Genomic DNA, 14103 nt, shown 5'->3' with positions numbered 1-14103 from the left:
TAAAAATTCAATGAGCTGTACTTTCCAATTCCCCAAAGCGCCAGAACATCTTATTCAAGCCTTACATGAGGTGATCCCCGGTTGTGAGTTGCTTGCCCAGCAATTGCCTGAAACCCCAATTTCACTGTGGCTGATTCCTCCTGTATTTCCCACCGATCGCTTGGATGATGAGGTGATTCGCCGTATCTGGAACGATACGCCATACTGGATTTTCTGTTGGGCATCTGGTTTGGCGATGGCACAGTGGCTCTTAGCTGAACCGCATCATGTTAAAGACAAGGTTGTACTTGACTTTGGTGCTGGATCGGGCGTGGTCGCAATTGCCGCAAAAATGGCAGGCGCTAAGCGGGTGATCTGTTGTGATATAGATCAAGTCAGTCTGGATGCCTGTCGTGCCAATGCAGAATTGAATGATGTCGAACTGGAATATCTGGATGATCTGTATAAAGCAGAACAGGTGGATGTACTGTTAGCCGCAGATGTGCTCTACGATCAGTGCAACCGCTTTTTTCTGGATGAATTTTTAAAATTTGCGCCAGAGGTATGGGTAGCAGATAGCCGGGTGAAAAATTTTAGTCATCCAAACTATCAAAAACTGGATGAACGCAGTGCGACCACATGGCCAGATCTGGATGAATCTAAAGAATTTCGTAATGTCAGTTTTTATAAGACGCTATAAATAGCGTCTTATTTTTGTCTAGGTTAGTAAGGTTTAAGAGCAGGTGTAACGCACCACGCTTAAGGTACTTGGACGCGCTTCTAAAGCTTGGCGAGTGGCCATATCTTCGCTGTTATACAAATCTGGAGTGTTGCTCAGACTTAAGCTGGTGCGACTTTGACCCAGTTGACGGCCATAGTGGGGTGTCTGTATTTCCGGATTGGCAATTTCATTAATACTAAGTATCGTTAACTGATATTGTTTGTTTAAGCCTAATACTTTTTGACAAGCACGTTGTAACTTCTGTTCATCTACTTTCTGGTTTTGTCGAATGGCCAAAGTATAAGCCAATGTTGCTCGATCTGAAGACTGACTTTCAATTTGATAGCCGACATTACCGTTGTATTGGCGCGGCGTACTTTGACAGGCAGTCAGTCCAAGCGCAAGCAAACCTAAACCCAGCAATTGATATCTCTTGTTCATCTTCAAAAGTTCCCGGCGTTATTATTCCATTCAGTATGCCATAAGCCTGTTTTTTTAACGATCTTCGCACTGTATATATCCTATAAAAAAGCTTTCCAAATGTGACCATCTGGAAAGCTTTTTTAGATCATGATTCAACTAAGATTGCGTATTTAGTCGTCGGTAATCATGCTATGTTTTCTGGTGTCTTTCATAAAGATATAGGTAATTAAAGACAAGCCAATCATGAAGGTAATGTAGTAGAAGAAGTAGTTTTCATGACCTGCATTTTTAAAGCTAAGCGCAACCAGTTCTGCGGTACCACCAAACAAGGTATTGGCAATCGCATAAGGAAGAGCTACACCCAATGCACGAATATGTGCAGGGAACAGTTCCGCTTTAACCACGGCATTAATGGCCGTATAGCCAGTTACAATGACCATACCACTCATGCAGAGCATAAATGCTGTGGTTGGGTTGCTGGTTGAACCCAAACCATTAAAGATTGGAATGGTGAACAATACGCCCAGTACACCAAAGGCAATCATGATCGGTTTACGGCCGATTTTATCGGACAATGCACCCACTACAGGTTGCAGCAACATAAACACAAAAATAGCCAATGTGGTGATTTCAGTCGCTGTGGTCTTTTCAAAACCTGAAGTATTAACCAGGTATTTTTGTAAATAAGTCGTGAACGTATTGAAAGCTAAAGTACCGCCCGCAGTCAGCATAATCACGGTAAAGACTTGTTTCGGATATTTGGTAAATAGAGCCAAGGCACTTGATTTTGGACCACCTGTTTTTGCCTGTTCCTGAGCTTCTTTTGAGGATTGAGTTTCCACTAAACCACGACGAATCCAGAACACCACAACGGCTAACAATGCCCCAATAGCGAAAGGAATACGCCAGCCCCATTCAGAAAGCTGACCTTCAGTTAAAGTGCGTTGTAGAATAATCAGAACGCAAAGTGCCAGTAACTGTCCTGAAATTAAAGTCACATACTGAAAACTTGAGAAGAACCCGCGATGATTTTTTCCGGCCATTTCAGTTAAGTAGGTGGCACTAGAACCATATTCACCGCCGACACTTAAACCCTGCAACAAGCGTGCGAATAACAATAAAGCCGGTGCAAGCATACCTACAGAAGCATAAGTCGGTGCACAGGCAATAATAAGGGAACCGACACACATCAGGGAAACAGAAAGGGTAAGACCTGCTTTACGTCCTTTACGGTCAGCATAAATGCCCATAATCCATGCGCCGATCGGACGCATTAAGAAACCCAGGGCAAATACTGCAGCAGCTTGGAGCAGTTTTACTGTGTCATCACCTTCAGGGAAGAATTGAGAAGCAAAGTATAAAGTGAATGCAGCATAGACATACCAGTCATACCATTCCACCAAATTACCTGCAGAGCCGCCAAGGATAGATTTAAAACGTGTTTTTTTATCAAGTTGCGAAGCTGCAACCTGAGGAGATGAATCTGTCACAACAATTTTCCAGAAGAATGTTGGTAAAACACATCCTTTTAAATTCATCAGCTGAAGAATTTAAAAACATATATTTTGTTGTTGAAAATAAAAGTAAATTTGCTACGCGTTCGTTATACGCTCATGCTTCTTTTTCTTCATTCGACTTTAGTCTAAGTGCTGTTTTGATTTTGATCGTTTGGTACATTTAAATCATTATTTTTATTAAACAGAATAGACCAATAAAAAAGCCTTTCATTTTAGAAAGGCTTTTTTAAACAGGTTTTAAATTAATGTTCCTTGATTTCGGAATGATGTTTTGTATCTTTCATAAAGATATAAACCAGCAATGAGATAAAGATTAAAATCGTGACATAAATAAAGAACCAGGATTCATGGCCGGCTTCTTTAAAGCTTAAGGCAAAGAATTCGGCTGTCCCGCCAAACAGGGTATTGGCAAGGGCATAGGGGAGTGCAACACCCAAGGCACGAATATGCGCAGGGAACAGTTCCGCTTTGACGACCGCATTAATAGAGGTATAACCGGTGACAATAACCAGGCCGGCCAAGCTGAGCCAGAATGCTGCCCAGTAGTCATGAGTCTGACCTAAACGATCAAATATGAAATAGGTAAACAAGACACCCAATACCCCGAAGGCAATCATGATCGGCTTGCGTCCCACTTTATCCGACAAAGCCCCGGCTAAAGGTTGTAAACACATGAAAATGAACAGTGCCAGAGTAGTAATTTGCGTGGCTTCAGGTTTGCTAAATCCGGAGGTATTCACCAGATATTTTTGCAGATAAGTGGTATAGCTATAAAAAGCAACCGTACCACCTGCAGTTAAAAACAAAACCGTAAAGGCTTGTTTGGGATAATGCTTAAAGAGGGAAAACATACTCGATTCGGGCTGGTTTTTATCTTTTTGCGCATTTTTAAAAGATTGGGTTTCAAGCAATCCACGACGGATATAAAACACCACAATGGCCAGACAGGCGCCAATAAAGAAGGGAATGCGCCAGCCCCAGTCATGCAGTTGTTCTTCAGTCAGTACAAACTGCAAAATCAGCAATACACAAAGTGCAGTCAGCTGACCTGCAATCAGGGTCACATACTGAAAGCTGGAGAAAAAGCCGCGGCGATGCCTTTCCGCCATTTCACTTAAATAGGTGGCACTGGCACCGTATTCACCGCCCACACTTAAGCCCTGAATGAGTCGGGCAAGCACTAAAATGATAGGCGCGAATATGCCAATCTGGTCATGGGTGGGAGAAACCGCAATCATCAGAGAGCCAATACACATCAGGGTTACAGAAAGGGTCAGTCCAGATTTACGTCCTTTTCTATCTGAATAAATACCCATAATCCAGGCACCAATCGGTCGCATTAAAAAGCCGACGGCAAAAATGGCAGCAGCCTGGAGTAATTGTGCGGTTTGACTGCCTTTGGGGAAAAAGGCATGGGCAAAATATAAGGTGAAAGCAGCATAGACATACCAGTCATACCACTCCACCAGGTTACCTGCTGAACCACCTAGAATGGATTTGACCCGGGTTTTGGTATCTAAATTTACTTGGGAAACGTTTTGTTCAATCATCTGCACAAGTCCATTTTGCTATTGTTTTTTGATGTTAAACCAATTATTTCAGGGGCATAAGCATATGATTTTTCAGTTTTGTATGAAAAATGTGCAAAATTAAATGTTCAAAAATGAGTGATTTAAAAAATGAGCAGAATCAAATCATAGAAGGGAAAATGAAGAAATAAACCCCATATTCATTTTATCTACATTGTGCTGAATGACAATTATCCGGTGTCCTTTCAGTTTAAATAGTGCTAAGTTGCTTGGAACAACAGGAAATTTAAGTTTACTGTTTGAACAGGATTAGAGGAGGTGGACATGCAAGTGAGTCATCCGGTCTATGATGTAGCGGTAATTGGCGGTGGGATTAATGGCGTCGGTATTGCTGTTGATGCTGCAGGTCGCGGTTTGTCAGTTTTCTTATGTGAGAAGGATGATCTCGCCAGCCATACTTCCTCTGCAAGCAGCAAGCTGATTCATGGCGGTCTGCGTTATCTTGAATATAAAGAATTTCGTCTGGTGCATGAAGCTTTAGTAGAGCGGGAAATTCTGTTAGCCAAAGCACCGCATATTATTCGTCCCTTACGTTTTATCATGCCGCATCAGCCACATTTACGTCCTGCATGGCTAATACGCACCGGTTTATTTATCTATGATCATCTCGGTAAACGAAAAAAACTAGCCGCTTCCCGGCATATTCATTTTGAACCAGCCAGCAGTCCTTTAAAAGATGAAATCACTCAGGGTTTTGAATATTCTGATTGTACTGTGGATGATTCGCGTCTGGTGGTTCTAAATGCTATGCAGGCCCATGAGCTGGGTGCCAAAATTGCTACACAAACCCGGTGCACCGCTGCTTACCGTGAAAACGGATTATGGAACATTCATCTGGAACATGCACAGGGCAGTGATCAGATACAGGCAAAAGCTCTGGTCAATGCCGCCGGTCCCTGGGTCAATCACTTTATTGAGCAAAATTTAAAACAGCAATCGCCACATGGTTTACGTCTGGTTCAAGGCAGCCATATTATTGTGCCTAGAATTTATGAGGGCGATAAAGCGTTCATTCTGCAAAATGATGATCACCGGATTGTCTTTGCCATTCCTTATCTGGAGCAATACACCTTAATTGGTACCACTGATCATGAATATCAGGGCAATCTGGATCAGGTTAAAATCACCTCGCAAGAAGTGGATTATTTGCTGGATGTTTATAATGATCACTTTAAACATCAGCTCACTGTGGAAGATATTTTATACACCTATTCAGGTGTGCGGTCTTTATGTGATGATGAATCAGATAATCCATCGGCCGTTACCCGAGATTACACTTTGGCCATATCGCATGCACAGGAAAATGATGCACCTTTACTTTCAGTCTTTGGTGGCAAGCTTACTACCTATCGAAAACTGGCAGAGTCAGCAATGGCATATTTGGCGTCAAGTTTTCCTGAAATGAATAAACCTTGGACCGAGAATGCATTCTTGCCGGGTGCAGAAAATCTGGTTTCGGTTGAGTTGTTAATGCAGCAGTTGATGCAGGGCATTGATCATGTTTCCTTGCCACTGGCTTCTCGCTGGGCACATGCTTATGGGTCAAGGGTGTGGAAATTTTTACAGGACATTTCTACAACCAGTGAACTGGGTGAAGACTTTGGTCATGGGTTATTTGCTCGGGAAGTAGACTATCTGGTCGATCAAGAGTGGGCGAGAACCAGTGAAGATATCTTATGGCGCAGAACTAAACTCGGTTTTCTATTTAGTGCGGATGAAATACAGCAACTGGATCAATATCTTTTAAAATTGCTGCTTGAAAGATCAAAAGATACGGCTGCCTAACGGGTTGAACAATAAAAAAAGACCGCCTGAGCGGTCTTTTTTGAATCCAATGATTATTTTGATTTGCAATAAAATTCCAGCTTAAATTACATTTAAATGTCGGTTGAGCTTTTATTGTAAATTTACTTAAATTTCAACGCCACCTAATGCTGAGCAGTTCACAGGCGTGTTCCATTGCACTGCGGTTCCATAAATTACAGGACGTACCATACGCCAAGGCCAGAAGCCGAATCTTTGGCTGGCATTATAGTTAATTACTACATTTCCACCGACCTGATGAGCGCGTTCTGCGAAACGTGAATATAGTTCTTCTACGCTGCCATATGTACCTTTAGCTACTTTAATGCGCTTCTTGATCTGAAACTGGCTGGAATCTGGTGTGCCTTTGATGGCGCAGATGTGAAGACCATGTTGCTCTGTGGTCGTTTGAGCCATGGCTAGACCCGAGAAACCCAGCAGGCAAGTTGCAAGTGTTAATGTTTTTAGCATGAAATTTTCCTTCTTTTATTGTTATGGAATTATTTGCGGGCTTATATTAACGTAAAAAAGGCCACCGTAGTGACCTTTTTATGACTTAATTCATTGAATTAAGCAGATTTTTTAACAGCTTCTATAAGCTCAGCTTGACGTTTTTTCAACGCTTCTGGTAAACGATCACCTAATTTATTGAACAATTCAGTGTGGCTTTCAAGTTCTTTGATCCATTGATCTTTATCTTGAGAAGTTACCAGGTCAAACTGTTCTTTAGAGAAATCCGTACCGTTCCAGTTCAATTGTTCGTAAGTTGGAACACGGCCAATTGGAGTTTCAACAGCAGTTGCACGGCCTTCACAACGATCGATGATCCACTCAAGAACACGCATGTTTTGACCGAAACCAGGCCATACGAAGTTACCTTCAGCATCACGACGGAACCAGTTCACGTTGTAGATACCAGGAAGCTTGTTGCCGGCAGCAGCAGCTTTCTCGCCCACTTTCTCACCCATTTCTAACCAGTGAGTGAAGTAGTCAGCCATGTTGTAGCCAGCAAATGGAAGCATCGCGAATGGGTCACGACGAACAACACCTTGTTGACCAACAGCAGCTGCAGTGGTTTCAGAACCCATTGTTGCAGCTTTATAAACGCCATCCACCCAATCAATAGCTTCTGAAATTAGAGGCACTGTGTCCGCACGGCGACCACCAAAGATGAACGCAGAAATTGGAACACCTGCTGGATTTTCCCAGTCAGCATCGATAGAAGGGCATTGACCAGCAGCAACGGTGAAACGAGCGTTTGGATGCGCAGCTTTTTCTTCGCCAGTGTGTGGTTGGCCTTTCCAGTTGGTCAGGTTAGCAGGCGCTTCTTTAGTCAGACCTTCCCACCATACTTCGCCGTTGTCAGTCACAGCAACGTTGGTATAGATCACGTCTTTATGAAGTGTTGCCATGCAGTTCGGGTTGGTCTTGGTATTTGTACCAGGCGCTACACCGAAGAAACCAGCTTCAGGGTTGATTGCATATAAGCGACCGTCTTCACCTGGTTTGATCCAAGCAATATCGTCACCTACAGTTTCAATTTTCCAGCCTTCATAACCTGCTGGTGGAATCAACATTGCGAAGTTTGTTTTACCACAAGCAGAAGGGAATGCAGCCGCGATGTAGTGTTTTTCGCCTTGTGGGTTAGTCACGCCAAGGATCAGCATGTGTTCAGCTAACCAGCCTTGTTGACGACCCATATAAGATGCAATACGTAAAGCCAGGCATTTTTTACCCAGCAATGCGTTACCGCCGTAACCAGAACCGTAAGACCAAATTTCACGCGTTTCTGGGTAATGCACAATCCATTTTTCAGGGTTGCAAGGCCAAGCAACGTCTTTTTGACCTTCTTCTAAAGGTGCACCAACGGTATGTACACATGGAACAAATTCGCCATCAGTACCCAGAACGTCATAAACAGCTTTACCCATACGCGCCATTTTAGACATGCTGACTGCTACATAAGGAGAGTCAGTCAATTCGATACCGATATGTGCAATATGAGAACCTAAAGGACCCATAGAGAAAGGTACTACGTACAAAGTACGGCCTTTCATAGAACCGTCGAACAAACCGTTCAGGCGAGCACGCATTTCAGCAGGCGCTTCCCAGTTATTTGTCGCACCAGCGTCTTCTTTGTTTTCTGAACAGATATAAGTACGACCTTCAACACGAGCAACGTCAGAAGGATCAGAATTTGCAAGATAAGAACCAGGATGAGTTTCTTGGTTAAGCGCTTGCATTGTGCCGTTAGCGATCATCAAGTCGATATAACGTTGATATTCTTCTGCGCTACCGTCACACCATTCAATTTTTGCCGGTTTTGTTAATTTAGCAATCTCTTCCACCCAAGCAATAAGCTTAGGGTGACGAACGAATTCTGGTGCGTTCACTTGGGTCATGGTGAGGCCTATCTCAAATGTGTACAAATTAGATGTACAAAGTACAATCCGAACAATAAATTTACTGCTCAGATGAAATATGAAAAAAAGTGGCTGTATTAAAGCATAAAATCATAAAAAAAATAAGACTAAAGAAGTGCCTGAATTAGATTGGAATATTCTATGTTTTTATTTTTAATTAATAAAAAACAACAAGTTAAAGTTTAATAGGTTTTGTGATTCATTCATTTATTAAATTTATGAGTAATATTTATTTAATTTATTATTTTTATAAACAATATCTTACTCATATTATTTTGATGAGTCTTATTATTGATTTAATAAATGCTGGTCATTCAAATTTTACATAAAGAGTCTTTCATTTGTTGATAATTTGGACAAAATTAGAGCAATTGCTTCAAAAAAGTAGAGAAAATGTCAGTTCCTTTAAAGCCTTTGTCTCTTATCTATAATGAAAAATCAGGATTTCATGCCGCCAATAAAGATGAAATCTATGAACAACTTATGACAAATTTAACCGCTTATGGTTATGAAATTCAAGCATTTGAAATCAGTGCCGAAACAGATTTTAACAGGTTTATGGACAAAATAATTGCGCGCCATCTAGAAGCTGAAGAAATTGGCATTGTGGTGGCTGCTGGTGGGGACGGCACCTTAAATACGGTTGCAACCAAACTGATGGATACCGAAATCCCAATGGGGATCTTCCCATTGGGAACCTTTAATTATGTGGCCCGCTTACTGCATATTCCGCTTGATCTGTTAAAAGCTGCTGAAGTCATTGCCAAGGGACAGGTTCGGAAAGTGCATGTGGCTCAAATTAATGATCATATCTATTTAAATAATGCCAGTTTGGGGCTTTATCCTTTATTCATCCAAAGGCGTGAAATCTATAACCGGCGTTTTGGCCGCCTGGCTTTGCATGCCTATACGTCAGCATTAGATGTGATGATTCGCGACCGCAAAGAGCTGAAACTTGAAGTAGAAATTGATGGTAAAAAATATCCGGTCAAAACCCCGCTGATTTTTTTTGGCAATAATCAATTGCAACTTGCAGAGATGAATTTACGTATTGCCAAAAGTGTTGAATTGGGAAAAGTAGCCGGCGTTGTGGTGGCAAAAAGTGATAAACGCACGTTATTTAAAATCTTATTGCAGTTGATTCGCGGCAATCTTGATCATGCGCCAGATGTATACAGTTTTTCCGCCGACAATGTGCAAATCCATTCCAAAGCCAAAAAGCTCACACTTGCACTGGATGGCGAAATTGTGGAAATGCAACCCCCCCTTCATATTTCCGTCCGTAAGCATGCATTAAAAATAATGGTTCCTTATGATTCTACATCTGTCTGATTTGCATTTTGGTACGGAAAAACCGGCCTGCATGGCTGCAATCCGTTTATTTTGTCAGCAACATCCTTTGGAGGCTGTAGTTGTAAGTGGGGATTTAACTCAACGCGCCCGTTATACGCAGTTTTATGATTGCAAACAGTTTCTGGAAAGTTTAAACCTGCCTTATCTGGTGGTGCCGGGGAATCATGATATTCCGCTGTATCATGTCTGGAACCGGATATTTAGTCCTTTTACCCGCTATAAAATTTTCTTCGGTCATATGGAAACCGTATTGGAAACTGCGCATTTTTATCTGATTGGCGTGAATAGTATAAGGCGGCGTTATCATACCCGAGGACACATTTCCCTGGAGCAAATTCAGCAAATTGATCAAAGGCTGATGATGGCGCCTAAGGATAAAATCAAACTTATCGTTGCGCACCAGCCATTTTATACGCCTCCGAATAATGCACATGGCATCAAGGATTGTCCAATGCTGGGACGTATGGCTTTAGAATCCTGGAGTCAGAGTGGTTTAAACGGCCTGTTGCATGGTCATCTGCATCAATCGGCCGTATATGACCTGAACCAGATTTATCACTTGGGGGCAGCCCATCCTGTGCTGGACATTCATGCAGGAACAGCAATTTCTTACCGCTTACATCGTGGCTTACCCAACAGTTTTAATCTGATCTATGGCAATGCCGATGTAGAACATTATTATTTTAATCGTCAGCAAAAAGAATTTGTATTAAAAGAAGAAAATGCTGATTAAATGAAGAAAGACGTATAGTTGAATAAAAAAAATACAAAAAACAGGACTTTTTTTTTGCTTGCCCCTTGAAGCGTTTTTTTCCATCCCCACAAAAGTGTCATCGAAATTATTTGATGATGACCGAGGGAATAACAAAGTCATCATTACTTCACTATAAAAGACTTAGTCTGATGGAGTTTCCAATGAGCAACATTCGTCCATTACATGATCGCGTAGTTATTCGTCGCGTTGAAGAAGAAACTAAAACTGCTGGCGGTATTTTACTTCCAGGTTCTGCTGCTGAGAAACCTGCTCAAGGTGAAATCATTGCAGTAGGTAATGGTCAAATCACTGATAACGGTGTACGTGCGTTAGACGTAAAAGTTGGCGACAAAGTATTGTTCGGTACTTATGCAGGTACAACTGTGAAAGTAGACGGTGAAGAACTTCTTATTATGAAAGAGTCTGACATTTTAGCTGTGCTTGAAGCTTAATTCTGAGCCAGAAAATTCAGACCTGATTCTTTATATAGATTCTTGAAAATTAAAAATATTTGGAGTAAATCATGTCAGCTAAAGACGTAAAATTTGGTGATTCAGCTCGCAGCAAAATGATTGCAGGCGTAAACGTACTTGCAGATGCGGTAAAAGTAACTTTAGGTCCTAAAGGCCGTAACGTTGTGATCGACCGTTCTTTCGGTGCGCCGCACATTACTAAAGATGGTGTCACTGTAGCGAAAGAAATTTCACTGGCAGACAAATTTGAGAACATGGGTGCTCAACTGGTTCGTGAAGTATCTTCAAAAACCAATGATATCGCAGGTGACGGTACCACAACTGCAACTGTACTTGCTCAAGCAATTTTGAACGAAGGCATCAAGTCAGTGACTGCGGGTATGAACCCAATGGACTTGAAACGCGGTATCGACCTTGCGGTTCGTGCTGTAGTTGAAAACATTAAAGCTACTGCTAAACCAGCGTCTGATACTAAAGCGATTGAACAAGTGGGTTCAATCTCTGCAAACTCTGACGAAACCGTAGGTAAACTGATTGCGCAAGCCATGGAAAAAGTGGGCAAAGAAGGCGTGATCACTGTTGAAGAAGGTTCAGGCTTCGAAGATGCTTTGGACGTTGTTGAAGGTATGCAGTTTGACCGTGGTTATATCAGCCCGTACTTCGCGAACAAGCAAGATACATTGACTGCTGAACTTGAAAATCCGTTCATTCTGCTTGTTGATAAAAAAATCAGCAACATCCGTGAATTGATTACTGTACTTGAAGCAGTTGCTAAAACAGGTAAACCCCTGCTTATCATTGCTGAAGATGTTGAAGGCGAAGCACTGGCTACGCTTGTCGTAAACAACATGCGCGGCATCATTAAAGTATGTGCTGTTAAAGCTCCTGGTTTTGGTGACCGCCGTAAAGCAATGTTACAAGACATCGCAATCTTGACTGGTGGTACTGTCATTTCTGAAGAAATTGGCATGTCACTTGAACAAGCGACTCTAGAGCACTTAGGTACAGCACATAAAGTGACTGTTTCTAAAGAAAACACAGTACTGGTTGATGGTGCTGGTGATGCTGCTCAAATTGCAGATCGCGTTCAACAGATCCGTGCGCAAATTGAAGAATCAACTTCTGAATACGACAAAGAAAAACTTCAAGAACGCGTTGCTAAATTGGCAGGCGGCGTTGCAGTAATCAAAATCGGTGCTGCAACTGAAGTTGCAATGAAAGAGAAAAAAGACCGTGTTGACGATGCGCTTCATGCAACTCGCGCTGCGGTTGAAGAAGGCGTAGTTGCCGGTGGTGGTGTTGCGCTGGTACGTGCAGCTTCTGCGCTTAATGGTGTAACTGGTGCAAACGATGACCAAAATGTCGGTATAAACATTTTACGCCGTGCGATTGAAGCACCGCTTCGTCAAATCGTAGCCAATGCAGGCGATGAGCCATCTGTAGTCATCAATGCAGTTAAAAATGGCGAAGGTAACTTCGGTTATAATGCTGCAACGGGTGAATATGGCGACATGCTTGAAATGGGTATCCTTGACCCAGCAAAAGTAACGCGTTCTGCACTTGAACACGCTGCTTCTGTTGCTGCATTGATGCTTACAACTGAATGCATGATCACAGACATCCCGGAAGATAAACCTGCAATGCCTGACATGGGCGGCATGGGTGGTATGGGCGGTATGATGTAATTCATACAGGTCTCAGATCTTAAAAAAATCCCCGCTTTTTGCGGGGATTTTTTTTAAATTCCTATTCATATTATTAATATCCTTTGTTTGACTAATCACCTCAATTCTCTATTCTAATTATCTATAACCAATAGTTCTTATCTGTTTAAGGTTGGCAAAATCAATGCAAGAGGAGCTGGAAAATATAATTATTGAACAAATTTATGATGCTGCCTTAAATGCCAGCTTATGGCCTAAAGTGATTCAGCAAATTGTTCAATATACTCAAGGTCAGGCAGCTATTTTTACTGCCTTGGACCAATTAAACCCTCCCTATAACTTTGTTCATACGTACAATATTCCGCTAGGCAGTTTGGAAACCTATCAGCAGGAAAAAATAAGAATAATAAGTCAAAAGTTACATTTGCCATTTTGGCTGCAATTGGGTGTTGGAAATGTATCGAGTCAGAATCTAGCGCAATATGCTCACATCTTTGCCACAGATGAAGCTGTATTTTATGAAAAATGTTTAAAAGCGACTGGGGTGGGTTTTATTGCCAACCTATTGCTAGAGCATGGCGATCATCAATGGTCAGTATTGGGGATTCATCGCGGAAAACAGGATCAACCCTTTAGTCAGTATGAATTGGATATTCTAAAAAGATTGGGTGTGCATTTGCGTAGAGCCTTGCAGATTCACAAACAATTGACTTTAGTTCGACTCAAAAACAAGTATTTGTATCGAATTCTCAGTGCAATTAAAACAGGTATTTTACTCATCGATATGAATCGGGAATTGTATTATCACAATCAGAAAGCACAGTATTTTTTCGAACAATCCAAGCTATTCGAACTTGATCAAAATAACCAGCTTAATGTAAGCAAGGTCTATCAATCAGATTTAGAACACTTAATATCAAGTATCAGGCCAGAAGCTAATTACGCGAAAAAACAGGTAGGCGGAGTGTTGGCGCTGGAAGATCAGCATGGACAAAAATTTATGTTAACCATTGCCCCTTTTAGCAGTCCGCGACATTTTACCGATTTAAAAGATCCTTTTAAGCCATATGCCATGCTATTTATTACCGAAACCGAACAGAAATATAAGCTGGCTTCAGCTTATCTCAAACAAATCTATGGTCTATCCCACCGGGAATTTGAACTGTGTGAACTATTTATTAATGGCTGTAATTTGGAAAAAATTGCTGCACATTACCAATTGGCTCTAAGTTCTGTACGAACCTGGCTAAAAAATATCTATGCAAAAATGCAGTGTAAATCCCAAGCAGAATTTTTGTACAAACTTATGGGAGTAAGCATCGATTTTGAGTATGCAGGTTAAAAGTAAATAATAAGAAAAGTTGATCTTGGTGCCGACGCTTAAAATAAGAATATTTTTAACTA

General features: G+C 41.6%; 12 protein-coding genes. 7 read left to right on the top strand and 5 right to left on the bottom strand.

Features of this window, described 5'->3' with window-relative positions; translation table 11 throughout:
- Positions 1 to 10: 10 nt before the first annotated feature.
- A complete protein-coding gene (locus tag B4C48_RS10520) occupies positions 11 to 679 on the top strand; it encodes a class I SAM-dependent methyltransferase (protein ID WP_291356228.1) in 669 nt (222 codons plus the stop codon).
- 33 nt (positions 680 to 712) lie between these two features.
- On the opposite strand, the gene B4C48_RS10515 is transcribed toward B4C48_RS10520, so the two are convergent.
- The 3 genes from B4C48_RS10515 to B4C48_RS10505 form a co-directional block, all read right to left on the bottom strand.
- Positions 713 to 1141: a hypothetical protein gene (locus B4C48_RS10515; RefSeq protein WP_291356226.1), complete on the bottom strand. Its 429-nt coding sequence runs from the start codon at positions 1139 to 1141 to the stop codon at positions 713 to 715.
- A gap of 152 nt (positions 1142 to 1293) precedes the next feature.
- Complete coding sequence (locus B4C48_RS10510) at positions 1294 to 2613, bottom strand: MFS transporter (RefSeq protein WP_291356225.1); 1320 nt, start codon at positions 2611 to 2613, stop codon at positions 1294 to 1296.
- Between the two features lie 269 nt (positions 2614 to 2882).
- On the bottom strand, positions 2883 to 4190 hold the full coding sequence (locus tag B4C48_RS10505; RefSeq protein WP_291356223.1) for an MFS transporter: 1308 nt from the start codon (positions 4188 to 4190) through the stop codon (positions 2883 to 2885).
- A 303-nt stretch (positions 4191 to 4493) separates the two neighbouring features.
- Here B4C48_RS10505 and glpD point away from each other — a divergent pair, with 303 nt between their 5' ends.
- The gene (glpD, locus tag B4C48_RS10500; protein ID WP_291356221.1) at positions 4494 to 6014 is read left to right on the top strand and encodes a glycerol-3-phosphate dehydrogenase; all 1521 of its coding nucleotides are present in this window, start codon (positions 4494 to 4496) and stop codon (positions 6012 to 6014) included.
- 126 nt (positions 6015 to 6140) lie between these two features.
- On the opposite strand, the gene B4C48_RS10495 is transcribed toward glpD, so the two are convergent.
- Both B4C48_RS10495 and B4C48_RS10490 read right to left on the bottom strand, forming a co-directional pair.
- A complete protein-coding gene (locus B4C48_RS10495; protein ID WP_409449794.1) occupies positions 6141 to 6503 on the bottom strand; it encodes a hypothetical protein in 363 nt (120 codons plus the stop codon).
- A gap of 98 nt (positions 6504 to 6601) precedes the next feature.
- Positions 6602 to 8434: a phosphoenolpyruvate carboxykinase (GTP) gene (locus tag B4C48_RS10490; RefSeq protein ID WP_291356219.1), complete on the bottom strand. Its 1833-nt coding sequence runs from the start codon at positions 8432 to 8434 to the stop codon at positions 6602 to 6604.
- 414 nt (positions 8435 to 8848) lie between these two features.
- Between B4C48_RS10490 and B4C48_RS10485 the strand changes: the two genes are divergently transcribed.
- The 5 genes from B4C48_RS10485 to B4C48_RS10465 all read left to right on the top strand — a co-directional run bounded on the left by B4C48_RS10485 (position 8849) and on the right by B4C48_RS10465 (position 14041).
- Complete coding sequence (locus B4C48_RS10485; RefSeq protein WP_291356218.1) at positions 8849 to 9787, top strand: diacylglycerol/lipid kinase family protein; 939 nt, start codon at positions 8849 to 8851, stop codon at positions 9785 to 9787.
- Positions 9768 to 10541, top strand: coding sequence for a metallophosphoesterase family protein (locus B4C48_RS10480; protein WP_291356216.1), 774 nt, complete (start codon positions 9768 to 9770; stop codon positions 10539 to 10541). Before B4C48_RS10485 ends, B4C48_RS10480 begins: the two co-directional genes overlap by 20 nt.
- Before the next feature lie 182 nt (positions 10542 to 10723).
- Entirely contained in the window at positions 10724 to 11014 is a 291-nt protein-coding gene (locus B4C48_RS10475; RefSeq protein ID WP_067729023.1) for a co-chaperone GroES, read from the top strand.
- A gap of 71 nt (positions 11015 to 11085) precedes the next feature.
- The gene (groL, locus tag B4C48_RS10470; protein WP_291356213.1) at positions 11086 to 12720 is read left to right on the top strand and encodes a chaperonin GroEL; all 1635 of its coding nucleotides are present in this window, start codon (positions 11086 to 11088) and stop codon (positions 12718 to 12720) included.
- Between the two features lie 163 nt (positions 12721 to 12883).
- Positions 12884 to 14041: a helix-turn-helix transcriptional regulator gene (locus B4C48_RS10465; protein ID WP_291356211.1), complete on the top strand. Its 1158-nt coding sequence runs from the start codon at positions 12884 to 12886 to the stop codon at positions 14039 to 14041.
- Positions 14042 to 14103: the final 62 nt, after the last annotated feature.

The organism is Acinetobacter sp. UBA3106 (assembly GCA_002365595.1).
Lineage (GTDB): Bacteria > Pseudomonadota > Gammaproteobacteria > Pseudomonadales > Moraxellaceae > Acinetobacter.
This window is presented reverse-complemented; position numbering and strand designations above follow the sequence as displayed.